Raw genomic sequence first — 26,608 nt, forward strand, 5'->3', positions numbered from 1 at the left:
TGATTACTTCACTGGTATTTCTATTATATTTGAAAGTGGTGTCATATCTTCTAATCCATTCCATACAAAAGCTTTTACTGTATATCCACTTTCCTTTGGTAGTTTTAAATTAACTTTTAACTTAACAGTTTTCCCTCCATTTATACTCTGTTCTGCTGCTGCATAGTTTACAAGCTTTCCATCTTTATCAAATAAACCTACTATTAAAGCTGTATTTTTAGCTTCTTTAGTATTATTTATAGCTTGTACAGTTACTTTTGCATCAGTACCTAATTTAAATTCTTTTACTTCTGTTAAATTTTCAATTTCTATTTCTTCTACTTTTACATCATCTTTAAATTCTTTAATATTATATATAGAACCTATTTTTCCAGATTTAAAGTTTTTGTATGCTGCTAAAGCTTGTAACCCTTGTTCTGTTGATCTTAGATTTGCAGTGTCTAATTTATCTTTTGTATGAGCAAATCCTCCGTCCTTAGTTTTATATGCTAATAAGCAATCCATTAGATTTTTTTCACCCTTAGTAAATTCTTTGCCAGTTGGATCAATTCCTAATGAAGTAAGAGCTACTATTGCTTGAGAAATACTTTCGCTTGAACCATTTTTATTCCATTCTGAAGTATATTCTCCTTTATCATTTCTTATATCATTTAAAACTTTTACTGCATCATCTATTGCTTTTTTCGCATTTTTATCATTTTTATAGTTTGAAAGAGCTATTAAACACATGGCTGTGGTATCTGCATCTACAGATCCGAATCCCCAGCCTCCATTTGACTGCATATCAACTATTTCATTTGCTATATCTTCTTTTGTAAATTTACAATTCTTAGGTAAAGTAAATTTACCTGAATCTAATGCAATAAGGCCATATGCTAATGCATATATGTTATTTTCATTTAATAAATCTCTGCTACATAAATCTTCAATTAAATTGTAATTTCCTATGTTTCTTGGATCTCCACCTGCTGCCACTATTCCTATAATTGTTCTTTCACAATCTGTAGTTTCCTTAAATTTGCCTTCTTTAAATAAGCTTTCATCTCTATTTTTTATCTTTTCTTCTATAGACTTTAAGTAAGTATCTGGTATATCTACTCCTGCTACTTTTAAAGCAATTGCGTTCCAATCACTAATATTCTCTTTTGATAAAATATTTGATGATGATTTTATTGCTTTTTCTACTTCTTTTGTATAATCTTCTGGCTTTTCTTCTGGATCTTCTCCTGTTAACTCTTCCCAAGTTGGTGCTTTACCTTCCATGGAGCTCATGGAGTAATACCATATAATTTTGTCACCAGCCTTAACTGAAACTTTGCCTGCCATTACCTCTGGTACAACTCCATTTACAGTATACATCCACCCATTTAATCCTGCATTTTCGATTCCATATATAGAAGTAACCATGTCTCCTGTCATTTGATAAAGTTCGGTGGAAGCTTGTAACACACCAAGAGCTGTAAATCCTTTATCATGCTTTTTATCACTTATTGTAACTTCTTGTGGTTTGAAATAACATTCATACTTGCTACCTTCTGGTATAGCAATAGCTACATTAACCTTAAAAGTTTTTTCTTCCTGCTCATTATCTCCATCATCTATGCCTTTAACCTTTATTCCATCTACTACATATTTATCATATCCAGCATCCCTTAAGTCTATCAATGCATATAATGCTTTCCATGTAGCTTCTACCCAGCCTCTATTGTTCACACTTTCACCTTTTTTACCGTCAAAAGAATTGTTATCTTTCCATAGTGTGAATAAGGCATCTACTGGATTTTTACCTGAAGGTTTTGTCCACTCTTTTGATGTAGGATTTTCTCCCACTGCAATTATTCCACGAAGGACTTCTGAATGATATCCTGTTATAAAAGCTGTATCATATAGCCCACCATCATCTTTTTGTATCCCTTGTAAATATGTTAAAGCCTTTGATATAGCTTCTTCTACACCTTTTACATCTTTGTGCTTGCTTAAGGCCATTAATGCATATCCTGTATTTATGGGAACAGAGGAATTTCCTCTCTCTTTAAATCCTCCATCTTCGCATTGTGCTTCTATGATTTTACTAATAGCATGTTCTATATTATAATCAACCTTTTTATCTTTGAATTTTTCATTATATTTATCTAATGCTATAACAGCAGTTATTTCTCTTTGTGCAAAATAACTATTAGTACTATTTATTTCTTCTACTATTTCATCTATTAATCTTCTTCCATTATAATCATTAGCATCCTTATTTAAATCAATAAGGATTAAGCTTTGATTTGCCTTACTTCCTACATAGGCTAAGTCTTTGTCGAAACTCTCATATTTTTCATTTAAATACCACTGTTTTTTACCTAAATCTGCCCCTGCATTGTACATAGCAGAGTATTCAAAACCTTGTAATTGTCCTTGGTTAGTTATAAAATGATCTTCATTATAGTAATTTACTATCCCGTTTATTATTGAAGCTATACTGCTGCCATCCTTTTCTGGCTCCTCAGTGTCTGAATCATTAACAATATTAATTATTTCTTTATAAGAAGGTCCATTTCCACTCATGGCATCTTTGCTGTAATACCAAACAATTTTATCTCCATCTTTAACTTCTGTTTCATTTGCATAAGTTTCTGGTACTTCTCCATTTAATGAATACATCCATCCATTCATGCCTTCATTTTTTATTCCAAAGATAGATGTAACCATACTACCCTTAGCTTCATACTCATTAGTTGCTGATTGTAATGCTCCTAAAACTGTAAGTCCTGATTGTTTCTTATTACTTATAGTAACTTCACTAGGTTTAAATTTTACATCATACTTTTTATCTCCATTTGGATAAACTATAGTTATATTTGCTTTACAAGTTTTTTCAGGTTCTTCTTTGTTAATATTATCAAATTTTACACCCTTTATTTGATAATCCTCATATCCTGCTTCTTTGAGGGCAACTAATGCAGAAAGTACTTTTGGTATTGGAGTATAGTCACTTCCTCCAGTAGAGCTTACAAATTTCTTACCATCCCATGAATTAAATAATGTTTCTATTATTCCTTTGTCATCTTTAATCCATTTGTCTGATATTAAATCTTCTCCTATTTGTGCAAACCACATTACAGCTTCAGCATTAGGACCAGTAAAGAATTTTGAATTTACCAAAGCTCCATTCTGTGTATACTTTACATATAAATAGTCCAAAGCTTTAGTTATGCACTCATTAGCTCCCTCAATATCTTTGTGCTTATTTAAAACAATTAATGCCGCTGCAGTATGCTGTGGTGCACCATTTATTGAACCATCTTCTTTTTGAACTCCTATTACGTTTTTAATTGCATTTTCTATATTATAATCTACTTTTTTATCACTAAACTTTTCATTATACCTATCTAAAAGTACTAAAGATCTAATTTCATTTATACCAATATTTTTAGGTGAACTTACCTTGCTTATCTCCTGTGCTATATCGCTAATTAAATTTATTTCTTTATAAGTTGTTGGATCTTCATTAAAATCCATAAGTGCTAATGCTTGAGTTACTTTAGAACCAAAAGCTGCTAATCCATAGCTAGATGTATCTTTATTTACTCCCCAACCTCTTTTTTCTATGTCTGCCCCCGCTTTAAACATAGCAGCATAGGCTTCTCCTTCAAGTGAACCGCCTTTATTATCATAGTAATCTTTGTTCATGCATGCGATTACCGCTTCGATAGCATCCTTTACTGTTGCAGTTGTCTGTACATTATTTATCTCCTCAGCATAAACTTTATTAGGCATAAACAAATTAAAATTAAATGTGGACAAAATCATAGCAAATGCCATGATAAAAGATATTATTCTTTTCCTTTTGTTATTCATAAAAATTTCCTCCTCATAAATTTGTTAGTTTTTAATATATTAAAACATCATTTCTTTCTTTTAAATTTTTATAAGCTTGTAGTGCTAATAATGCTTGCTCTGTAGCTTTTGAGTTATTTTTGCCATTTTTTATATGTGAAAAACCTCCATCCGCTGTTTTAAATGTCATTAAAGCATCTATCATAGTTTTATCGTTTTTCATGAATCTACTATCAGTTGGATCTATACCATTAGCGCATAGTCCCATTATTACTTGACTTATACTTTCTGCATTTTCCACATTATAGGACACAAAGCCACCACTTTCTTTTTGAAGAGATATTAACTTTTCCACTCCTTCATCTATGGCCTTTTTAACCTCCGGTATATCTTTATGCGGAGCCAATGCTACAAGTGCCATTCCTGTCATATCTGGATCTGCCTTTATACCAGCGAAATCCCATCCCTTATCCTTTGTACGTTCATTTAATATGGCATTAACTAGTTTTTCCCTTGTCCATATAGCAGAATCAGGTACGTGATACTCTTTTGAATCTAGTGAAATAAGTCCAAATATATATGCGTTAATTCCTTGACCTTCTATATCTTCATTATTATAAATCTTTTCTATTAAATTATATCCGCCAATATTTGTTGGATCTGCGTTAGCTGCAAGTAGTCCTAAAACCATTCTTTCATAATCTGTAGGCTGCTCCATCAGTCCATTTGATTTTTTCAAATCCGCTTCAATTTTTTCAACATATGTATCCGGTATTGTTTTGCCTGCCTTTACAAGGGCTACTGCTTCCCAATCTGTCTCTACACCTTTTTTTAAAACATTAATAGTAGTATTTATTGTGGTATTAACTTCTTCTTTATGTTTATAATCTGCAGTTTTTTCTTTTATCTTAAAGGTATAACTTTTTGGAGCCTTTATAGGCTTTAAATCTTTTGAGCAAACTTTACCCCCAATATTTAAAGTATAAGTCCCTCCAATCTTATAACCTTCCTTAGGTGAAGATACAGTTATAGTTTTTCCATCTTTTAAATTTATTTCAGCTTCTAATATATTTCCATTGCTGTCTTTTATAGTAATCTCCCTTTTAGTTTCATCATCAAGCTTCACTTCCTGATTAAACTTTATATTCCAAGTTTTATATATATCCTCTATATCTTTGTCCACCTCTGTCGCTCTAACATAGCTACATAATGACAAAAGTATTCCTGCAGTTAATGACAAATTAATATAAATTTTTTTATTCCTCAGCACAGACAACCCTCCTTTAATTTAATTAATAGCTAATATATTTTGGAAGTTTTAACATTCCACTTAATTCATATTTTAAAATTACTTAAGCTTTTATTTTCCACAGTTTCACCTTTGATTCTTATAACTTTATTTCTCTTGTTATATCTTTCTAAAGCCTCTATGAAACTTTCTCCAAACAATTTTGCAAAAATTACATTACCTACTGCGTGTAATGTATCATGAGAAAAGCTTAATATATTTCCTGCCAATATAGTTTTTAATGTAATTGGCCTCATAAACTCTAAGACATACCATTGATTTAATATAGTTCCATAGATATATCCCCAAATTCCACACATTATTACGAATCCATTTATTCCCCACTTACTAATTTTATTCTTAAAAACTCCGAAGAAAACACCACATAAGCCCCACCCCAACATCTGCCAGGGTGTCCATGGACCATGACCCAAGAAAAAATTGGAAATAAATGCGCACATAGAGCCCACCATAAAGCCATTTACAGGTCCTAATGTATAACCCGTTACTGCACATATAAATGTAACAGGTTGAAAGCCTGGTATAGCTGCAAAGGGTACTCTTAATACTCCTCCTAGTGCTGACATTGTTGCTAAAGCCGCCATAGTTCTTCCGCTGATTTCTTTACTTTCAAATAGTACTACAGCGGTACCTATAATAAATAATGCAGATATTTCTACTGCTCTTTCTAATGCAGACTCAAAGTAGGTCATTGAAATCAGCATTATTATATACAAAACAATTATTACAGGACCTAACTTAATCTTTTTTTTCATTTACATCACCTTCAAAATTTCAATAGCATCTTCAGATTTTATAACTCTACATTTTTTCTTAAATACCTTAGCAATCTGTGGTGAATAATATATAGAATCATATAATATAGTGTTCGCGACCCCTTTTGCTACAATTTCACCATTAAACATAAGCATTACAGAATTAATATAATCTCCAGCAAAATCAGCATCATGGGTTATAAGTACAATAGATTTTCCTCGTGAAGATAGTTCTTTTATAATACCTCCAAGCTTTTCTTTTGCTATAGAATCCATTCCTCGTGTAGGCTCATCTAAAATAAGAATGTCTGGATCTGTAATCAATGTGCAAGCAATGGCTGTTCTTTGCTTTTCTCCCCCACTTAAATCCCTTGGATTTCTGTCTTTTAAATGAGTTAAATCTAACAGCTCTAATACATTAATAATCCTTTTCTCATCATATTCATCAATGTTTTCTAGAGTATATCCTACTTCATCAAAAACAGTTTTTCTTCCAAAATAGTCATTTGGATTTTGTGAAAGGTATCCTATTTTTTTAATTCTTTTGTCTAGACTAACTTTTTTTATATTTTCATCTTCTATTAAAACCTTTCCAGTATAACTATCTATAAGCCCACATATTATTTTAAAAAGAGTACTTTTCCCCGCACCATTTTCCCCCATAACCGCCAGTACTTCTCCTTGATGCAGTTTAAAATTTATGTTGTTTAAAGTTTTACTCCCTTTTTCATATTCAAAGTTTAATTTGCTAACTTCCATAATGCACTGTGAAAAGTTTCTATTTTCCTTTTCTATTTTTACTTCTTTAAAGTTTATACCTTTTAAAACTTCTCTGCCTTCCTTAACATTTATAGGCATTGTATCTTTTCCTGCTTTTTTAAATATGTATGCAATGTTAGGTAAATGATATTTTTTATGTATGTTTTTAGGAACATCATGTGGAGTTCCTTCTCCAATAATCCTTCCTTCTTCCATAAATATAATTCTATCTGCTAAATGAAAACATTTATCTAACCTTTGTTCCACAAGAATTATGGTTTTTCCCATATCTCTATTCAACTTTTTTATAGAATTTAAAACTTCTTCTCCTGCTATAGGATCGAGCTGAGATATAGGCTCATCAAATAATATAACATCTGGATCCATGGCCACTACCGAAGCTATTGCTACCCTTTGTTTCTGCCCTCCAGATATTTCTGTAGTTTGCTTGTCCTTTATATCACTTAGTCCAAGCAATGATATAACTTCCGCTACATTCCTTTTCATAATATTTATATCCGTATTAAGGTTTTCAAGTCCAAAAGCAATTTCCCTTTCCACATCTTGAAGTACAATTTGCTTTTCAGGATGCTGATATACCATCCCTACAGTTTTAACTATGTCATGATTACTAAGGCTTTCAATATTTTTACCTTTTACATATACTTCCCCTTTTAATGTTCCTCCATAATAATCAGGAATTATTCTATTTAAAAGTCTTATAAGGGTAGATTTTCCACATCCTGATGGTCCCACAATTAATACAAGTTCGCCTTCTTCTACAGACAAGTTTATATCTTTTAAAGAGGTATTCTCACTTTCTGGATAATTAAATGTAACTTTATCTATATTTATTATTTCCAAGTTTTCCACCCCCGATATATTAATGATGGGATAAACATAATTATACAAAGTATATATCCTTCAATTGATAAAGCCTTTACTGGACTATCTACTTTAGGATAGAAATTTAAAACATTAAAACCCTTAAAATTAAAATATTCATAATATGCAAAAGTGCAAATGCATACTAAAATCAAGAATATATCACTATATGTAAATTTTTCTTGGAAATAGGAGCTTCTTTTATTTAAAGCTCCATATCCCCTTGAATACATTGATTCTGCCATATCTGCCGAATCCTCTAAACTTGATAAAAATAATATCTTTACTATATTTCCACTGCATTTAATACTTTTTTTCATATCTTTATGAAACATCTTATTTCCTCTAAGTTTTTCAACATTAACTATGTTTTCATAGGAGGTCATCATAGTTGGAAAAAGTCTTATAGTCATACTCATAAGTAATGAAGACTTCTTTAAAAACTTAGAGAAAAATCCAAAAGCTCTATCAGGGTGAATTATTAAATTTCCCAAACCAAAAGTAAGCGTTACGCACATAACCCTGATACCATTAAATATTCCATAAACTATAGCTTCTAAAGTAATTCTCATAGGTCCTAATACAGGGTAATTTATATGACCCTCATATATTACAGTGTTTCCATCATGAACCATAATAGGATTTAATATAACAATCAATAAGGTAAAGGGTAATATAAGTCTTCCATATAAAAGTAAGTTTTTTAAAGAACCATCTAAATACACAAGAGCTAAAAGACTTATTAGTATTATCAATAAGTATATTGGATTATTTATTTGTAAAAACAATATGATATACACTGTAAGAAACAGTATTCCTGTTAAAGGATGTAACTTTTGTAAAAATGTATTTCTGTTTTTATATGTGAACATATAAATCACTTCCTATGCATTACTTAATTTCAAATTCTACTTTAACTTTTTCTTTGTTTTTAAATTTATAAAATCCACAATACTTTCCATTATCCAATACTGTATTAAATTCTACTGTTCCATTGTTTAGAGTATCTTGTCCAATATATACTAATGAATTATTTGAATCATATAATGTTATTGTAATTTCTCCATTTTCTTCATTGGTAATCTTCATCTGAACTTTACCACTATTGTTAGTAACTTTAAATGCATTATCTGAAGGTTTTTCTGGATCTATTTCCCCACCATTATCACCGCCATTATCGCCACCTGGACTACCATTAGATATTACTTCAATTGTTTTTTCATCTTTTCCACCTTCTTTTTCAACAGATACTATATGCTTCCCAGTGGAATCAATTATTATAGTTGCACATCCGTCCATATCTGTTCTTGCTACCTCTTTTCCATCAACTTTAACTACTGCATCATATACTGGTTTATATACACAAGTAGCTTTTACTTCAAAAGACTCCCCTAGCTTTATACTATTAGGTACTCTTGAAATTTTTATTGGCATCACACTTTCATCTGGTGCAAGATCCTGCCAATTCCATTCGTGGTAATCAAATTTCAATGTATCTCCACCTTTTGGATAAACTCCGCGAGCCCCTTCAGATGTCTTTGAGCCATTTAAATATATAAACCAATCCTCTCCAATTATTCCTCTTTTCCTTTGATCTTCTGAAAGTTCCTTTAAAGTTTTATTTGAAAGTCCATCTATTCCAGTTATCAATCCTTCCTTCTCTGTGACAGATGCAACGCTCTTTAAATAATCCATTGCATTATTATCCTTGATTTTTAAGATTTCTTTTTTTAATTCTGTGCCTCCATTACCTTTTGATATTATTAATGTGAATGAATTACCATTTATAGCTTCTTCCCCGCTCCCAGAGGTTGTACCATTTCCCTTATCAGTGCTTGTTACGTCTTTTACATCACCATCTATTTCTACGTCTTTGACTCCTTTTTCTACCTTATTTACAGTTGCCCCATTTTTAACTTTTATACTGCATTTGCTGTTAGCAGATATTTTTTCTACTTTAGATCCTTTTTCTATATTGAGTTTTGATTCGGTAGCTACTTTTACTTCAAAAAAATCACCTTGAAAATCTATATTCGCTTTGCCAATAATATCAACTGTTTTATCAAACTTTCCTTTAAGTACAACTTTATTTTCAGTTGCATCTGATTTGTTTTGAATTAATATATTGCCAAAATTACTTTTAATATTATCTAGTATTGCATTACTCTTAACGCTAGTATTATTTATATTGCTATTTTCCTTTAACTCAACTCTTACATTGTTTTTACTATCAACTATTAAATTTTGAGCTTTAGAATTTAATAACTGAATACCATTTTGCGCACCTGACTTTACTACTATAGTATTAGCAGTTACATTCTTAATATCTATTGAGCCTTTTTCACCTGGATCTATTGTCAGTACTCCCTTAACCTGTAAATTCTGCAGTGTTACCTTATCAGCTCTTACTATTAAATCTCCATTTATAAGTTTTTCAGTTTTTTCTTCTCCAAAAATTGAATTATCTTCATTAATTTCTGTTATTTCTACGTTAATTTCTAGCTTATTCAATATGCTTGATGGAACTATACTTTCTCCACCTACAGCAATCATATTGCTTAAAGAAGTTATGTTATTATTTAAAAAGTTCTTTAAATCTGGTGTTATGTCTTTATTTGTTAATATTATTGGTGCTACCTTTTGTGCTGCTAATGCTGAACATGAAAGTGCATCTGCAAATTCATTTCCTTTTGGACCTGCTCCCTGTACCACATAAACATTTTCAAAAATAACGTCATTTTTAAAACTTTGTAATACATTTTTATTTGTCTCAAATCTATCTTGTCCACTTATTCTTTCTACATTTTCTATTCCTTTTATAGCATTATTTGAAATGACACCTTCTCCACCTATAACAAAGACTTTTTTGGGACTAACTTTATTAATATATTGTTTTACAGATTGCTTTAATTCATTTTTATCCGCAAATACTATTGGTGCTCCTTTTTTAGCTGCAATAGCTGCAACTGAAAGACTATCTGCGTATCCATTTGCTGATGTTACGAAAACTTCATTAACACTACCTAATTGATCCGCAATTTTAAGAGAAGTTTCATATCTTGTATCTCCATATAAACGTGTTATATTAGTTATGTTTATACTTTTTAACTGCTTATCAACCTTTTCTGAAACTACCTTAGGTCCTCCTATTATATAAACATTTTTAACATTTAATCTCTTAAGTTCTTTTATTGTATCCTCACTTAATGCGGATTGTGATGTGAGCATTATTGGGGCATTATATTTTTTAGCTAGGGGCGCTGCACATAATGCATCTGCATAATTATAACCCTGAGCTACTATGGCAGTTTGTGAGCCTGTTTTCCATCCCTCTTTACTTATTTCAATAGAAGTTTCTATTCTGTCTTTTCCATAAATTCTATTTTTTGTATTTTGAGCATAAGTCACCGACGAATTTGTAAATAATACTGACGTCATAGTGAACATAGTTATGGCTATTTTACTTAATAACTTTTTGTTCATATTGTCCTCCTTTTTGTAATCATTTGCTTCAATAAACTTTTTAAAATTTAGTATTCCTCTGATGAGAATTCTCTCTTATCCCATTCATGATAATCAAATAGCAATTCATCTCCTGGTTCAAGGTATAGATCATTAGCACCTACTGATGTTTTTTTACCATTTAAATATATAAACCAATCTACCCCTAGTACCCCTAATTTCTTTTGCTCATCAGTTTTCTTAGATGCTGGAATGGGATAAATATTACATATTTCATTTATTTCATAAATAAATCCGCCCTTATCTCTAACATCTGAATTTTCTCTAAGATATGTCATAGCACTTTTATCTTCTGATATCTCCACATCTTTTTTTACAAGTATTTCAGACTCTTTGCCAGTATATCCTTCTGACTCTTTAGCTATTATTAGGGTAAATGAATCTTTTTTCTTTTTATCTTCCTTTGGTGGTACTTTATCTAGCTTTGCCTTTTCACTATTAGGTTTACTTTCTTCAGTATTTAATTTATTTTCTGGATTTTTATTAGGTTTAATATCTTTTTTATTAGCGTTGTTACTTGAATTATTTTCTGCAGTTTTTACATCATCACTATTTTTTTCCATTTCGCTTGATGCATTACTATCCTTTAATTCATCTTTGGGGTTTTTAGCATCAGCTTTATTATTAGCTTCAATTACCTTATCATCTTCAGCTACCTGATCTTTATAATTTATATCTTGAGATACTGCCATACTGGAATTACTTAATGTAGAATTTGACGCTTTTTTACCTTCACATCCTATAGTAAAAAAGCATATTAAGAAAAGCATTGTAATTGGTATGATTTTTTTGAATATCTTCATTCTTTCACCCCCTTTCACGCAGTTCAAAGGGACAAAACACATATGAACACATAAAAAAAGAACCCAGAAGGGTTCTTAAAATAACGCAATGCAATATTTTACCATAAATACGACTAAAATATTCCCATTAGCTGTGTATGTATCTTTCCCTCCGAAAGAATCAACATTTACTAGGCAGGTTTCCTGACTTAGCTTCATTTTACTCCCTTGCCTTCCCAGATAATTTTTTATCCAGTGACCTAATTCAAGGTTTCATCTGCATCACAGTAACGGTGGGCTGTAGTGGATTTTAACCACTTTCCCTTTTAACTACCGGTTTAAGGTAGCACCTAATAACATAAATATACAATTTTAATACTTATTTTATTATATTATATAACTACTACTTATTCAATGTATTTTTCTAATCTTTATAAATTTTAGTTAATTTTCCACTCCTTTCCTAGCCTCTACTCCTTTATAGTAATAGTGTTTAATCTCTTTCATTTCTGTTACCAGATCTGCTCTATCTATTATCTCTTGTGGCACATATCTACCCGTTATTATAATTTCAGTATTTTCCGGCTTTTTATTTAATAGATCTAATACATCCTCAACATTTAATAACTTGTAATATAATGCTATGCTAATTTCATCTAAAACTACAATATCATATTCTTTAGAATTCAGTATCTCTTCACATCTTTTCAATCCAATTAAAGCTCTCTTTTTATCTTCTTCTGTAGGATCATCATAAATAAAACAGTTCATTCCAAATTGTTCTATTGCAAAACCTTTAAGATAATTTACTCCTTCCACTTCACTATACTTCATTCCCTTAATAAATTGTCCAAAAAATACTTTTTTTCCTGCGCAAACAGCTCTTAGGGTTAATCCTAATGCAGCTGTAGTCTTTCCCTTGCCGTTTCCTGTATAAACTTGAATATATCCCTTATTTTCCATAGTAATCCCCTTCTCCCTTATATTAAAAAAGGGATTTTTGTCTTGCAAAAATCCCTTTTTTACGTTCAACTCTTAATCCTCAACTTTTAACTATAAAACTAGTTTTCAATACCTACTCTACAAGGAACTCCTTGAGTATAGTAGTGTTTAATTTCTCTCATTTCTGTAACTAAATCTGCTCTATCTATTATTTCTTGTGGAGCATATCTTCCTGTTAAAATTAATTCAGTTTTTTCAGCTTTCTTTTCAATAAGTTCTAAAACTTCCTGTACTGTAAATAATTCATAAAATAAAGCTATATTTATTTCATCAAGTACTACTACGTCATAGTCTCCACAAGTTAAAATTTCTTCTGCTCTTTTTAAACCTTTTTTAGCTTCTTCAATATCAGCTTTTGTTGGTTTTCCAAATATAAAAGCATTTCTGCCAAACTGTTCCATTTCAAAATTAGGTAAGATTTTAACAGCTTCAAGCTCACTATATTTCATACCTTTTGTAAATTGACCAAAAAAAACTTTCTTTCCTGCACAAACTGCTCTAAGTGAAAGCCCTAATGATGCAGTAGTTTTCCCCTTACCATTTCCAGTGTATACTTGTATATACCCCTTATTTTCCATAATAAATCCCTTCTTTCAAAAGTTTTTGTCCGTCGACTAACTTTTACAATACTCACTTTAATAAGTATTGTATAGAAAAAAGCAGTCCTTTATAAGTTTAATTAAGTCCATATAGGAGTAAATTTAAACCTCCTACTCGTAAACGATTATATCATAATTCAACTGTATTTTCTATGAAATATATGGTAAAATGCTTCTTTTATTAAATATTTTAAATTAATTATAATTTCTGTTTATTTATCTTTAACATTTACAGTTAAATTATTTTCTTTATTAATAAATTTAATTCTTATCATGTTTTGCTTTTACTAAATTTTTAATACTTATTATTCTTCTTTCATTAATGGGTTTCCATCTATACAATCTTGAAGATGCTGTATAAATATATTTTGAATTTCCTTATTTTCTCCTAGCCCGTGTAGATATATGTTTACCTTATAACCTTCACTCTCTAAAATAGTCTTCCAAGAATCCTCTTCATCACTAGCCATATCATTAGTTGCGTGGTCTCCTGCAACTAACATAAATGGCATTAAAGTAACTTCTTTAATATTATTTTCTCTTAACATTGGTAATAACACATCTAACTCAGGAAAGCCTTCTACATTAGCTATGAACACATTTTTAAATCCTTCCACATCCATTATGCATTGTAACTGTGAATAGGATGAATTAGCTGGATGGGCACTTCCATGACCCATGAATACCACAGCATGATCCTCTTGTCTTTCTGGAATCTGACCTTTTAAAGCCTCAACTGCCTTGTTGTAATCAGAAGTTCTATAAAGTAGCGGTCTACCTAAAACTAACTTTTTAAAGTTCTTTCTAGCTTTATGAACTGCAATTCTTATATCATCATACTCTTCCCCAGGCATTATATGTAAAGTTTGAACATATATTTCCTCAAAACCTTCCTTTGCCATTCTCTCTAAAGCTTCTTCGGTGTTATCTATATATAAGTTGTCTCTTTTTTTTAGTTTGTTAATTATCATGCCTGATGTGAAAGCTCTTCTAACTTCATAATCAGAATAAGTTTCTTTTATTCTATTTTCAATTACTTCGATTGTAACCTTTCTTGTGTCTTCATAACTTGTACCAAAACTTACTACTAATATTCCTTTTTTGCTCATTAATACCATCCCCTTCTTTCATTATTTATATAAATTTTTTAATTTTTATTTAATTTACCTATTAATCTTACTCTTTTCATAGTCTTTAAATTTTCATAGGCCTCATGACTTACTGCAGCTATGAGTACGGTAGCTGGCCCACAAGTTTTATGTAAATCTATAGATATATTATCTTCTAAACTTAGATTCATATTGTTATTTCTAGCCAACAATTCACCTTCGTATAGTATTCCTTTAGATCCTACAGGCACTATTTCAAAAACACCTTGAGTTCCTAACATTTTATAAAGGTCATCATAGTCTGCTATATCTTCATCTTTACTTAATAAATTTATTTCTCCACCAACCTTTGGCATGCCTATGGATATAAGTAAACAATCTTCTTTTATATTATTTAATTTTAAGTTATCATTATCAGCAATACCAACTACAGTTATACCTAGTGCGGTGGAAGTAGTTTTAAAGTTTTCTTCAGTACTTCCATTTAGCGCTATTTTATCTATTCCTGCATGAGCCAATTCTTCTTCTACGCCCTTAATTATTTCTTTTCCTGTAGGCTCCATTTCATTACAAACTGCATTAGTAACTGCAACAATATTAGCTCCAGATGCTAAAACTTCAAGCATTGCTACTCTTAAAGTGAGTTTTCCTACAAAAATCGAAGGAACTTTTAATGCATCTCCTTCCTTCATTCCTATGCTTCCACAGCTATCACAAGCGATTACCATAGTTTTATTACTATCTATACTAACTAGGGTTAGATCTCTAATTTTATTTATTTTCATATTCCTTCATGCTCCTTGGTAATAATTTATACACTACTAATGCTACAATAGCATTTATAGCAGCTACTAAAGATAATACAGGTACAAAACCCAATATTCCCGCCTTACCCATTACAGGTAATAATAGAGGAGTTAGCACTAATAATGTTAATGGTCCATTGATAATTACCCCTACAATAGTAGATAAAATCATACCTATTAATTCATTTTTTCTACCTATAAACTTATATACAAAAGCAAATGCAGCCATTGTAACAGCCATTCCTATCATAGTAATTAAGTGAACTGGTAAGGAAAGTGGAAATCCGCTAGTTAAAGCTGTTAGAAAGTGACCTACTCCTCCAATAATAGCTCCATAGAGTGGTCCTAGCATCAATGCTCCTAAAAACCCCGGCATGGAATCAAAGGCAATCGTCCCCATGACTTTTAAATTTGACCCCACAAAAGATAAGGCGATAAATAACGCTGTTAATACTATTTTTTTTGTTCTCATATTAAATCCTCCTAAATGTAAACTACGACTATTGCTTAAAGTTTAAGCGTCATATCTATAAACCATCGCCACACATTTTCTATCAAACCTTTCACATAGACATTAAGTTAATTGAATAAGTGTTTTATTAACTCTTCTTTATTTCTATATAAATTTTTATAATCTATTTTTTTTCTATCTATTATAATAACCCATATTCCTTCATCTAAGGCAGATTTTATTTTTTCTTCAGTGCCACCCTCTATTCCGCTATCTTTCATTATAATAGCTTTAGCATTGTAGTTTTTTATAAAAGCTCTATTTAACTCATAACTAACAGGTCCTTTAATAGCCACTAAATCATCTAATTTAATACCTAAAGAATAACATTCTTCCATAACCTTTAATGAAGGTAATACTCTATGAATCATTCTATTTTCTACACCTAAATTTAATATTTTATCTAAATTTCTGCTTCCTGTAGTATTTAAAATATTTCCATCTATATCTTTTAAATTTTTATAAAGTTCTGAATAATCTTCTACTAAAATTACTTTTTCGTATTTTGCAAATTTATCTACTACACTTTCCCTTTCAAATCTTATGTATTCAATGGATAGTTCTTCACATACCTCCATAAGATTTTTGCTTACATCTATTGCATATGGATGAGTAGCATCAATTAATATGTTGATTTTGTTTCTAGAAAAAGTCTCAATCATTTCTTCTTTTGTTAAGGGTTTATTATTTAATATCTTATATTTATAGTCCTTCAAAAGCTCCCCACCATATTCTGTGGCTGTAGATACAAAAATGTCATCAGTATATTCATTTAATAACCCTAATATTTCTTTACCTTCCGAAGTACCGCTTATTAATCCAATCATTTTATCACCAACCCTTTGGAGTGAAGAATGCAAAGTTAAAAGTGAAGAGTTATGGTGAAAATTCCCCCGAAATTTTTCAAACTATATATCTATAGAAATTCCAAAGGAATTTCATCCTTTATTCTTCATTCTTAATTCTTCACTTTTCACTAAAAATTATAAAGAGTATCCTCTTGGCGTTACAAACTTGCCATCTTTAATGTAGCTTCCACTATTTCCTATTATTACTATGGAGAACATATCTACTATGCTGTCATCAAAGCTATCTAGTGTGAATAGGTTGATTTCTTCTCCATCTCTAAGTGCATTTTTAACCACTCCTACTGGAGTATTCCCTTTTCTATGTTTCTTTATAATATCAATACACTCTCTTAAATAATGTGGTCTCCCATGGCTTCTAGGATTGTAAAGAGATATAACAAAATCCCCTTCTGCTGCAAGTTCCACTCTCTTTTTTATAAGTTCATATGGGGTCATTAAATCACTTAAACTTATATTACAATTATCATGCATTAATGGGGAACCTAGTACTGAAGCTGCTGAAGATGACGCTGTTATTCCTGGAATTATTTCTACTTCTTCGTCTTTTTTCATCTCTAAAATAAGTCCTGCCATTCCATATATTCCTGCATCTCCCGTGCTAACAATAGAAACTACTTTTTCTCTTGCAATTTCTAAAGCTCTTTCACACCTTTCCACTTCCCCTTTCATGCCAGTTGAAACTATCTCTTTATCCTTAATCAATGGTTCAATAAAATCTATATATTTTGTATATCCTACAATTACTTCACTTTCTTCTATTACCTCTTTAGCTCTAGCTGTCATATGTCCCAATCCGCCTGGACCAATTCCTACTACATATAATTTTCCCAAAATAATCCACCTTTCCTTTTCACTCTTCTCTCTTAATTCTTCATTCTAAATAATTCCAATGCAAAGTGTCATTCCGTTTAATTTCAATTTTCCAGTTATAAAAGTTCCATTTTGAAGTTCAACACAGGGTTCACATACAGTTCTTACTCCTATGGTTTGTTCTACAAAGTCGCTCCCTTTAAATTTATGATCTATATTTTTTATATCCTCTATATTAAAAATGTTGAGATCACATTTTAAAAAGATACTTAAATCTTTCATAGCTTTTTCATCTTTTTTTACTTCTACAGTTCCAATAGACTTTACTCCTTGTAAGTCTAAATTATTATCCATTAAAACTTCTACAACCCTTTTTCTCATATCTTCAGAATGAAAGTCTTTTCTACATCCTATCCCTAAAACTACATTTCTTCTTATCAACTTCAGTATTTTAGCTTGAGGATTTTTTATTTTTTCCTTCTCAATCCAACAGGATCTATTCTTATTTGTTACATATACAATACCTGCGGCCCCTTCTAAATCTGAACTATAGCCTTTAGGTATTGGTATAATATTATCTTCATCTTTAAAATAAACTTTTTCTCCACGAACTAAAAGAGCAGCTATATCTTTAGCATCTTTTAAATCTTCTATCACTAAGTCGTTTTTTTTCGCCACCATATCAGGAGCTTCAATCCCTAAGGAGTCTGTAGCAGTGGTAATTACAGGAATAGATTTTAGTATGTTTGAAATTGTTATAGCTAATTCATTTGCACCACCTAGATGACCACTTAAGAGGCTTATGACGAATTTCCCAGAATTATCGATAGTTAGCACTGCCGGGTCTTCGTCCTTCTTTTTTATATATGGTGCTATTGCCCTAACTGCTATGCCTGTTGAGGTGATAAAAATTACCCCCTCATAATTTTCCATTGCTTTTTTTACTACTTCCTTAAAATTAAAATTATCATCCTTTTCCTTTGAAAAAATATCTATAGAAATATATTTTTTAATCTTTTCACAGATTAAATCTCCATTCTTAGTTATAGTTATAGCTGCTATATTCATTACTCTTCTGCCTTTCTAAACATGTGGGTAAAGCTCTTATCATATAGCAAACTTTTTGAGTATTCACAGTCTATAAATTCTCCTACAAGGATTTGAGCACACTTTGTAATATTAGCTTCTTTAACCTTCTCTGCTATATCATCTAACGTACCTAGTATAATTCTTTGGTCTTCCCAAGTTGCTCTTTCTACTACCGCTATAGGTACATTTTTGCCGTATCCTTTTCTTAATTTTTCTACTACTTTTTCTATCATGCTTATAGATAGGAATATAGCCATAGAAGCTCCAACACTTGCTAATTTCTCTAAATCTTCTGTTGCAGGTACTGGTGTTCTTCCTTCTACCCTAGTAAGAATTAAAGTTTGTGTTACATTTGGTAAAGTAAATTCCCTTTGTATTGCCGCTGCTGCTGCAAAACATGAACTTACCCCAGGAATTATTTCATACTTTATATTATGTTTGTCTAATTCATCCATCTGTTCTTTAATTGCCCCATACATAGATGGATCTCCTGTATGTAATCTTACAACAGTTTTACCTTTACTTACTTCTTCCTTCATCACTTCTATTACTTGATCTAATGTCATAGAAGCTGAGTTATGAGCCACTGCTCCTTCTTTGCAAAAATCTAAATGTTCTTTTGCAACTAATGAACCTGCATATATAACCACATCTGCTTCTGATATTATTTTTCTTCCTTTTACAGTTATTAAATCCACATCTCCTGGACCTGCTCCAATAAAATATACCATGTATTTTCTCCTCTTCTTAACGAATTTTATTTTCTATTTGCTATTATTAGGGACATATAATCCTTATTTTCTATAATTTCTTTTCTATCTCTTAATATCTGCTGTCCTTCTCTATAAGCTCTTCTTACACAAACGTAATCATATCCTTTTTCATCTAAGAAGTTTACAACTTTTTCTTCGTTATTATAGAGTTTCATTATAACTAAGAATTTTTCATCCTTTACTGCATCTAATCTAGTGGAAGGCAATATTAGTAATGGCTCATCCCCAATGACTAGTATTTCTCCTGCAAGACTTGCTGATGCACAAAATGAAGTAATTCCTGGTACAGTTTCTACCTCATACCCTTTTTCGTTTATATATTTCAATAGATATATGTATGTGCTGTAAACAAAAGGATCTCCTATAGTTAAAAATATTACATCCTTTCCTTCATGAAGCTTTTCTTCTATGGTTTTAAAGGCATCAAATACCTTTTCTTCTTTATCTGGTGTTCCCATAGGAAAATGTTTTACAATTACCTCAGCATCTTTATTTATAAAATTTATAGATGTGTCTAAGGCTATACTGTTTCCCCCATCTTTCATTGGAGATGGTGCTACAACAACTTCTGCCTTCTCTAATAATCTTATAGCTTTTAATGTTAATAATTCTTCACTTCCTGGTCCTACGCCTATTCCATATAATTTAGCCATTGTTCTTTTCTCCTTCTATTATAAATATTGGATTATTCGCCATTAGCATATAGGTCTTCCCCTTTGTCTTACTTACAGAAACTTGGGTACACTTTACTTTATAGCCCAACTCCATTAACGTATTCATAGCTATGTAGAGGTTATTTATTGTTATAAAGTTTAATACTATTTTTCCACCGTCCATTAGCATTTCACAGTATCTTTTGATTAAATCACTTAAATTTCCTCCGCTACCGCCTATAAATATGCTATTAAACTTTCCTTCTATCTTGGCAGTTAAGGCTTCTCCTTCAATTACTGTTAAGTTATCTGTCTTAAATTTTTCCTTGTTTTTATATATAACTTCTAGTGCGTCACTATCTTTCTCTAGGGCAACCACTTCACCTTGACTACATATTTTAGCTGCTTGAATACTTATAGAACCTGTTCCTGCTCCCACATCTAACACTCTAGAACTTTTATATAGATTCATTTTAGCAATGCTTAAAATTCTTATTTCTTCCTTAGTCATTGGACAGTTTCCTCTAATGAAATCTTCATCAGATATAAAATCTAACTTTTCTCCTTCTAGTGAAGCCTCTTCATTCTCTAGCAACAGTACACACAATGAAGAAAATTCTTTATTTTTTATTTCTTCTGGATATCCTATTTCTATTTTTTCATCTTCATAGGACAAGTTTTCTCCTACATACATCTTAGGATTTAATCCTTCTTCTAGAAACCTTTGTGCTAAATCCTTTGGAGAGTTTTTACTGTCCGTAAGCCATATAGATAACTTATTTTCCCTAACTTTGTTTATAAATTCCTCTTCTCTTCCATGAAGACTTCCTAAATAGGCTCCCTGCCAACTTTTATTTAACCTTCCTGCTAAATATTGAAAGGAACTTATTCCTGGTATAACATTTATTTCGCCTTCATAATTATTTTTAATATATTCTGTTATACCATAGTATAAAGGATCTCCCGACGCCACTACAGATATGACTTTATCCTTGTTTTTTTCTAGTTCCTCTACTACTTCACTTATTTTATTTACTTTAATTTTTTTCTTATCTATAAAATCCACACTTTCCATAGCTCTTCCAAATCCAAGTATTATATCAGATCCTTGCATTATTTCTAGGGCTTTAGGCAAAATGTAATCCCTATTTCCAGGTCCAATTCCTACTATATAAACCACTAATATCACCTCTTTTTCACTAATCTACATACAAATTCTTTTCCATAGAAAACATAACTATCTTAGGGCTGATTTCATCATAAGTATATATTTCAACTCTTTTTTTAATTTTTTCTGCTATTCTCTTGTAAAGTTCTTCATAACCGTCCCCCAAGAACTTTATTGCCCCTTCTGTGGTTTTTTGGCTATAAACACTCTGTACTAATTCTTGTGGATACCCCATTAAAGCAAGTTCAAGAGCCATAATCTCCATTCTTACATCACATACTCTGCTATGGGTATTAAAACACCCTCCTGCTATTTTGCATAGCTTTCCTATATGTCCCACTAAGGTTACATCTTTAATTTTGTTTTCCATACAACAATTTAATGCAAATCCAATATAATTAGATACAACTACCATGTTGTCCGGATTTAACCCTACTTTAGTACCTGCTCTTTCTCCTATATTACCAAATACTAATATTAGTTCCTTGCAACCCTTTGCTACCTTTTGATTTATCTCAATTCTTATGGATTCCTTTAGGGCATCCTCTGACATAGGCATAACTATACCTGAAGTTCCAAGAATTGATATACCTCCAATTATATTCAGTCTAGGATTAAAGGTCTTTTTAGCTACTTCATCTCCCTTAGGAACAAAAATAGTAATCTCTACTCCTCTATCCTTTGGAAGTACATCTTTTACTTCTCTTTCTATCATAGTTCTTGGCACAGGATTTATGGCCCATTCACCTTTAGGTACATAAAGTCCTTCTCCCATGACCTTTCCTACGCCAATCCCACCTTTTAGGCTATATCCATCTTCTCTTTTTTCAGCTCTAGCCCAAATTTCTAATCCATGGGTAGCATCTGGGTCATCTCCCCCATCTTTAATAACACAACACTCTACAAAGTTTTCTCCTCTTTTAATTTTTTCTATAGGAATATTTAATTTTATACCTTTAGGAGTGTCTATGCTTATTTCCTTTAAATCTTGCCCTGAATACAACATAATTGTTCCTGCCTTTGCCGCTGCTGTTGCACAGGAGCCTGTAGTATAACCGCATCTTAATCTTTTACCATCTACATTTACATACATATCAAGCATATTTAATCACCTGCTTCTTGGCATCTAAAATCAAATAACTAGTCAATGATGCCTTATTCTCTATCTACAACCATATACATTAATGCATTAACTATGGCAGCTGCCACATTGCTTCCACCTTTTCTTCCTCTAATTGTTACCATTGGTATTGAAAGTTGTTTTTCAGCCTCTTCCTTTGATTCTGCTGCCCCTACAAAACCTACTGGTGCTCCAATTATGAATTTAGGATTAGCTTTTCCTTCTTTAGTAAGTTCCATAAGCTTGTACAAAGCTGTAGGTGCATTACCAAAAACAAAGAATTCCACTCCATCCTCTACTGCTTTTTCAATTCCAGCCATAGAGCGAGTTATACCTCTTTCTTTAGCAATTCTTGCTACATCCTCATTTGAAACATAACATTCTACAGTGCAGTTTAGTTTCTTTAATGCAGCTTTATTTATACCTGATTTACCCATATTTGTATCTGTGTATATTTTAACTCCCTTTGCAAGCAATTCTTTACCTGCCTCTATTGCCCCTTCTCTTATATACACAATATTTTTATAATCAAAATCTCCTGTGGTGTGTATTGTTCTTTTAACTATCTTTAATTCTTCCTCTGTGAAGCTATGCTCTCCCATTTCTTCACCTATAATTTCAAAACTTCTTTCTTCTATTTCCATAGGTTTTTTTATATAATCCATGATTTTTCATCGCTCCTTTTTAATAGAACTTTTAAAAACTCCATATTTCCAAAAAAGTGTATATGGGGATAAGCAGCTAAAGTATTGTTTTTTAAATATCCACAGCTCCACTCTTTAATACTTCCATCATATATTTCTTTAGTCAACTTATATACTTTATCATCATTTAAGGTAACATAAGATTTATGAAATTCATGACAGTTTATACTCAAATCTTTACATTCTAACTTTGCATAGCCAAAATTTTGAAGTGATTTTGTCATTACAGCCTTTCCATTAAAAAATCCTACTGTTTTTTCTTCATCTATACCATTGTCTATAGCTCCTGTAAGATACATAAGTCCACCGCATTCCGCATAGCAGTGCAGCCCATTGTTCAATCTTTCTCTAATACTATTTAGCATAGTTGTATTTTCACTTAATTCCTTTAAAAATACCTCTGGATAACCGCCACCTATATATAAAAAGTCTATATTTTCAGGAAGTTCCTTATCCTCTAATGGGCTAAAATAAACTATTTCTCCTGCCTCAGCTAACAGCTCTAGATTTTCTCTATAATAAAAGCTAAAAGCCTTATCCATAGGTACTCCTATCTTTAGGTGCATATTTTCTATATGAAAATTATCTTCATATTTAGGAGTTTCTTTGAAGTATTTTAATAGCTCTTCTAAATTTACATTATTTAATATATATTCGCTGCATAAATCTATTTTTTCTTCTAAATCTTCAATTTCGCTGCTTTGAATTAAACCTAAGTGTCTGCTTTTTATAGATAACTTTTCATCCTTTGGAATATAGCCAAAGACTTCAATCTTACAGTTATACTCAATGGATGCCTTTAAAAGCTTATAGTATTTTTCACCGATATTATTTAGTATTACTCCACAAATATTTACATTACCAAAGTTTTTTAAGCCATTTATCTCAGCACATAATGTAGCCACTTGTGCCTTAGGTGATAATACTAATACTACTGGTAAATCTAAAACTTCTGACACATGAGCTGTAGAATACTTAGAGTCTATTCCCTTTCCATCGTAAAGTCCCATAACCCCTTCTATAACACCTAAATCTCCTTCTCCTCTAGAGTAAGAAGCTTTTACTCCATCCTCACCCATAAGGAATATATCTAAGTTTCTAGAAGGTTTTTTAGCTATTCTGCTTTGAAAAGCTGTATCTATATAATCTGGCCCTACTTTATATCCTTGAACATCAAGTCCTTTTTTCATTAAAGCTTTAATCAATCCAAGGGTAATGGTGGTTTTTCCCCCACCACTACTGTTAGATGAAACAATAATACTCTTCATATTAACACCTGTTTTCTAGAACTTTCTCATTAGTTCCAAGAATTTTTCTATTTCAACTTCACTATGCTTAACCCCTATGAACATAGCTTCAAACTGTGAAGGTGATATGTACATTCCACCATTTATCATATGATGAAAGAACCTTCCATATAGCGCTGTATCACATGTTTTAGCATCTTCGTAATCCACAACACTCTCTTTCTCTGTAAAGAAAGGCGTCATCATGGATCCACATCTATTTATCACTAAGGATATTCCTTTTTCCTTAGCTACTTCTTCCATACCCATTTTAAGAGTGTTAGCTAACTTTTCAATGTGATCATAATAATGTAAATTATTATATAGCTTAGTTAATGTAGCATATCCTGCTGCCATAACCACTGGGTTACCTGACATAGTTCCTGCCTGATACACAGGTCCCATAGGAGATAGGTTTTCCATTATCTCTCTTTTACCACCGTATGCTCCACAAGGAAGTCCTCCTCCCATAATCTTAGCAAAGGTAGTTAAGTCAGGAACTACGCCACAAAGGCTTTGTACTCCTTTATAAGCTACTCTAAATCCAGTCATTACTTCATCAAAAATTAACAATGCTCCATACTCATCACAAACTTCTCTTAGTCCTTCTAAGAACTCTTTAGTTCCAGGTATAACTCCCATATTACCAGCCACTGGTTCAACTATGATTCCCGCTATATCATCACCGTATTTAATAAATAAATCTCTTACACTTTGTATATCATTGTATTTAGCAATTAAAGTGTTTTCTATGCTGCTCTTCGGTACCCCTGGAGAGCCTGGAATTCTTTCTGTAAGCACTCCTGATCCTGCTTCCACTAAGAATCCATCAAAGTGTCCATGATAGCATCCCGCAAATTTTATTATCTTATCTTTTTTTGTATATCCTCTTGCAAGCTTTACAGCGCTCATAGTAGCTTCCGTACCTGAATTCACCATTCTCACCATATCTACATTATCTAATGTATTTACCATATGTTTTGCAAGCAATAATTCCACTTCCGTTGGTGCTCCAAAAGTTAGGGCATTATCTACCATATCTTTTATAGCTTTTACTACATCCTTATCATTATGTCCTAATATCATCGGTCCCCAAGATGCTATAAAGTCTATGTATTCATTTCCATCTTCATCAAATATATGTGAACCTTCACCCTTTTTCATTACTGGAGGATTTATGGTAACATTTGTAAATGCTCTAACAGGGCTATTAACTCCCCCTGGCATATACTTTTTTGACTCTTCAAATATCTCTAAGTTTCTCATTTAAAACACCCCTTCTTTTTTCAACTATTTTACCCATTTAGCCGCATCAAGAGCATAATAGGTTATAATCATATCTGCTCCTGCTCTTTTCATAGATAAAAGCATTTCAAGTGCTATTTTCTTCTCATCTATTAATCCCATTTTTGCAGCAGCTTTAACCATAGAATATTCTCCGCTCACACTATAAGCTGCTATTGGCATATGAGTTTTATCCTTAGCCCATCTTATTACATCTAAATAGGATAGGGCAGGCTTTACCATAATGATATCTGCTCCTTCCATGATGTCACTTTCTATTTCAAGCATGGCTTCTCTTATATTTCCTGGATCCATTTGATAAGTCTTTCTATCTCCAAATTGAGGTGTTGAATTGGCTGCCTCTCTAAAGGGACCATAAAAAGCTGAACAATATTTAGCACTATAAGACATTATAGGAATGTGTACATATCCATTCTTATCTAAAGTTTCTCTTATAGATGCAATTCTTCCATCCATCATATCCGAAGGCGCAATCATGTCTGCTCCTGCTTTGGCATGGGATAGAGATATTTTGCACAAATAATCTAGGGTTTCATCGTTATCTACATTTTCACCATGAATTATTCCACAATGACCATGACTTGTATACTCGCACATGCACACATCAGTTATTATGTAAATATCTTTAGATAGCTCTCTAATTTTTCTTATTGCCTTTTGTATTATTCCATTATCATTATAGCTTTCACTACCAATTTCATCTTTATGATCCGGTATACCAAATAGAATTATTCCCTTAACTCCGCTCTCTTCTATTTCTTTTACTACTTCATGTAACCTATCTATGGAATAATGGTAGTTGTTTGGAAGAGAAGTTATTTCTTTTTTTATATTCTCCCCTTCTACAACAAATAGTGGGTATATAAAATCATTTGGGGTTAAAACTGTTTCCCTAACCATACTCCTTATGGCTTCATTATTTCTCAATCTTCTATGTCTATTAAACATAAATTACACTCCTTTAAAA

Annotated in this window: 23 protein-coding genes, 1 pseudogene and 1 riboswitch; all 24 genes and pseudogenes read right to left on the reverse strand. The window is 31.6% G+C overall.

Features of this window, described 5'->3' with window-relative positions:
* Window positions 1–3: 3 nt before the first annotated feature.
* Window positions 4–3,846, reverse strand: a complete 3,843-nt coding sequence (locus tag RYO54_RS04380) for a DUF4430 domain-containing protein (RefSeq protein ID WP_315116128.1) — start codon at window positions 3,844–3,846, stop codon at window positions 4–6.
* Window positions 3,847–3,877: 31 nt separating this feature from the next.
* The gene (locus tag RYO54_RS04385) at window positions 3,878–5,095 is read right to left on the reverse strand and encodes a hypothetical protein (protein ID WP_315116129.1); all 1,218 of its coding nucleotides are present in this window, start codon (window positions 5,093–5,095) and stop codon (window positions 3,878–3,880) included.
* A 65-nt stretch (window positions 5,096–5,160) separates the two neighbouring features.
* A complete protein-coding gene (locus tag RYO54_RS04390; protein WP_315116130.1) occupies window positions 5,161–5,889 on the reverse strand; it encodes an ECF transporter S component in 729 nt (242 codons plus the stop codon).
* Complete coding sequence (locus tag RYO54_RS04395; protein WP_315116132.1) at window positions 5,890–7,512, reverse strand: energy-coupling factor transporter ATPase; 1,623 nt, start codon at window positions 7,510–7,512, stop codon at window positions 5,890–5,892. It lies immediately after the preceding gene.
* Window positions 7,503–8,405: an energy-coupling factor transporter transmembrane component T gene (locus tag RYO54_RS04400; protein WP_315116133.1), complete on the reverse strand. Its 903-nt coding sequence runs from the start codon at window positions 8,403–8,405 to the stop codon at window positions 7,503–7,505. Before RYO54_RS04400 ends, RYO54_RS04395 begins: the two co-directional genes overlap by 10 nt.
* Window positions 8,406–8,424: 19 nt before the next feature.
* Entirely contained in the window at window positions 8,425–11,016 is a 2,592-nt protein-coding gene (locus RYO54_RS04405; RefSeq protein WP_315116134.1) for a cell wall-binding repeat-containing protein, read from the reverse strand.
* A 47-nt stretch (window positions 11,017–11,063) separates the two neighbouring features.
* Window positions 11,064–11,858: a DUF4430 domain-containing protein gene (locus RYO54_RS04410; protein ID WP_315116136.1), complete on the reverse strand. Its 795-nt coding sequence runs from the start codon at window positions 11,856–11,858 to the stop codon at window positions 11,064–11,066.
* A gap of 155 nt (window positions 11,859–12,013) precedes the next feature.
* Window positions 12,014–12,206: riboswitch (cobalamin riboswitch) on the reverse strand.
* Window positions 12,207–12,281: 75 nt separating this feature from the next.
* On the reverse strand, window positions 12,282–12,800 hold the full coding sequence (gene cobO / locus RYO54_RS04415; protein ID WP_315116138.1) for a cob(I)yrinic acid a,c-diamide adenosyltransferase: 519 nt from the start codon (window positions 12,798–12,800) through the stop codon (window positions 12,282–12,284).
* 98 nt (window positions 12,801–12,898) lie between these two features.
* A complete protein-coding gene (gene cobO / locus RYO54_RS04420; protein WP_315116206.1) occupies window positions 12,899–13,420 on the reverse strand; it encodes a cob(I)yrinic acid a,c-diamide adenosyltransferase in 522 nt (173 codons plus the stop codon).
* 323 nt (window positions 13,421–13,743) lie between these two features.
* Entirely contained in the window at window positions 13,744–14,547 is an 804-nt protein-coding gene (locus RYO54_RS04425; protein WP_315116140.1) for a sirohydrochlorin cobaltochelatase, read from the reverse strand.
* A 38-nt stretch (window positions 14,548–14,585) separates the two neighbouring features.
* Window positions 14,586–15,332: an AIR synthase related protein gene (locus tag RYO54_RS04430; protein WP_315116142.1), complete on the reverse strand. Its 747-nt coding sequence runs from the start codon at window positions 15,330–15,332 to the stop codon at window positions 14,586–14,588.
* Window positions 15,319–15,825, reverse strand: a complete 507-nt coding sequence (locus RYO54_RS04435; RefSeq protein ID WP_315116144.1) for an ECF transporter S component — start codon at window positions 15,823–15,825, stop codon at window positions 15,319–15,321. The genes RYO54_RS04430 and RYO54_RS04435 overlap by 14 nt, the downstream gene beginning before the upstream one ends.
* A gap of 107 nt (window positions 15,826–15,932) precedes the next feature.
* Window positions 15,933–16,691, reverse strand: a complete 759-nt coding sequence (locus tag RYO54_RS04440; protein ID WP_315116146.1) for a cobalt-precorrin-6A reductase — start codon at window positions 16,689–16,691, stop codon at window positions 15,933–15,935.
* 156 nt (window positions 16,692–16,847) lie between these two features.
* Window positions 16,848–17,564: a precorrin-3B C(17)-methyltransferase gene (gene cobJ, locus RYO54_RS04445; protein WP_315116148.1), complete on the reverse strand. Its 717-nt coding sequence runs from the start codon at window positions 17,562–17,564 to the stop codon at window positions 16,848–16,850.
* Window positions 17,565–17,609: 45 nt separating this feature from the next.
* Window positions 17,610–18,611: a cobalt-precorrin 5A hydrolase gene (cbiG, locus tag RYO54_RS04450; RefSeq protein ID WP_315116150.1), complete on the reverse strand. Its 1,002-nt coding sequence runs from the start codon at window positions 18,609–18,611 to the stop codon at window positions 17,610–17,612.
* Window positions 18,611–19,363, reverse strand: coding sequence for a precorrin-4 C(11)-methyltransferase (cobM, locus tag RYO54_RS04455; protein WP_315116151.1), 753 nt, complete (start codon window positions 19,361–19,363; stop codon window positions 18,611–18,613). Before cobM ends, cbiG begins: the two co-directional genes overlap by 1 nt.
* A gap of 26 nt (window positions 19,364–19,389) precedes the next feature.
* Window positions 19,390–20,058 (reverse strand): cobalt-factor II C(20)-methyltransferase, encoded by a 669-nt coding sequence (locus RYO54_RS04460; RefSeq protein ID WP_315116153.1) that lies wholly within the window; start codon window positions 20,056–20,058, stop codon window positions 19,390–19,392.
* Window positions 20,051–20,569 (reverse strand): precorrin-6Y C5,15-methyltransferase (decarboxylating) subunit CbiT, encoded by a 519-nt coding sequence (cbiT, locus tag RYO54_RS04465; RefSeq protein ID WP_315116208.1) that lies wholly within the window; start codon window positions 20,567–20,569, stop codon window positions 20,051–20,053. The genes RYO54_RS04460 and cbiT overlap by 8 nt, the downstream gene beginning before the upstream one ends.
* Before the next feature lie 102 nt (window positions 20,570–20,671).
* A pseudogene (gene cbiE / locus RYO54_RS04470) lies at window positions 20,672–21,247 on the reverse strand (precorrin-6y C5,15-methyltransferase (decarboxylating) subunit CbiE); the annotation flags it as partial.
* Between the two features lie 10 nt (window positions 21,248–21,257).
* Complete coding sequence (gene cbiD / locus RYO54_RS04475) at window positions 21,258–22,328, reverse strand: cobalt-precorrin-5B (C(1))-methyltransferase CbiD (RefSeq protein WP_315116155.1); 1,071 nt, start codon at window positions 22,326–22,328, stop codon at window positions 21,258–21,260.
* Window positions 22,329–22,381: 53 nt separating this feature from the next.
* On the reverse strand, window positions 22,382–23,014 hold the full coding sequence (locus RYO54_RS04480) for a precorrin-8X methylmutase (protein WP_315116210.1): 633 nt from the start codon (window positions 23,012–23,014) through the stop codon (window positions 22,382–22,384).
* Window positions 22,999–24,318: a cobyrinate a,c-diamide synthase gene (locus RYO54_RS04485; RefSeq protein WP_315116157.1), complete on the reverse strand. Its 1,320-nt coding sequence runs from the start codon at window positions 24,316–24,318 to the stop codon at window positions 22,999–23,001. Before RYO54_RS04485 ends, RYO54_RS04480 begins: the two co-directional genes overlap by 16 nt.
* Window positions 24,319–24,333: 15 nt before the next feature.
* Window positions 24,334–25,602 carry a glutamate-1-semialdehyde 2,1-aminomutase gene (gene hemL, locus RYO54_RS04490; protein WP_315116159.1) on the reverse strand — a complete coding sequence of 423 codons (1,269 nt, stop codon included), beginning with the start codon at window positions 25,600–25,602 and terminating at the stop codon, window positions 24,334–24,336.
* Between the two features lie 24 nt (window positions 25,603–25,626).
* A complete protein-coding gene (gene hemB / locus RYO54_RS04495) occupies window positions 25,627–26,589 on the reverse strand; it encodes a porphobilinogen synthase (protein ID WP_315116160.1) in 963 nt (320 codons plus the stop codon).
* Between the last annotated feature and the right edge of the window lie 19 nt (window positions 26,590–26,608).

Origin of the sequence: uncultured Clostridium sp., assembly GCF_963515715.1 — a bacterium.
In the GTDB taxonomy this organism is placed as follows: Bacteria; Bacillota; Clostridia; order Clostridiales; family Clostridiaceae; genus Clostridium_AW.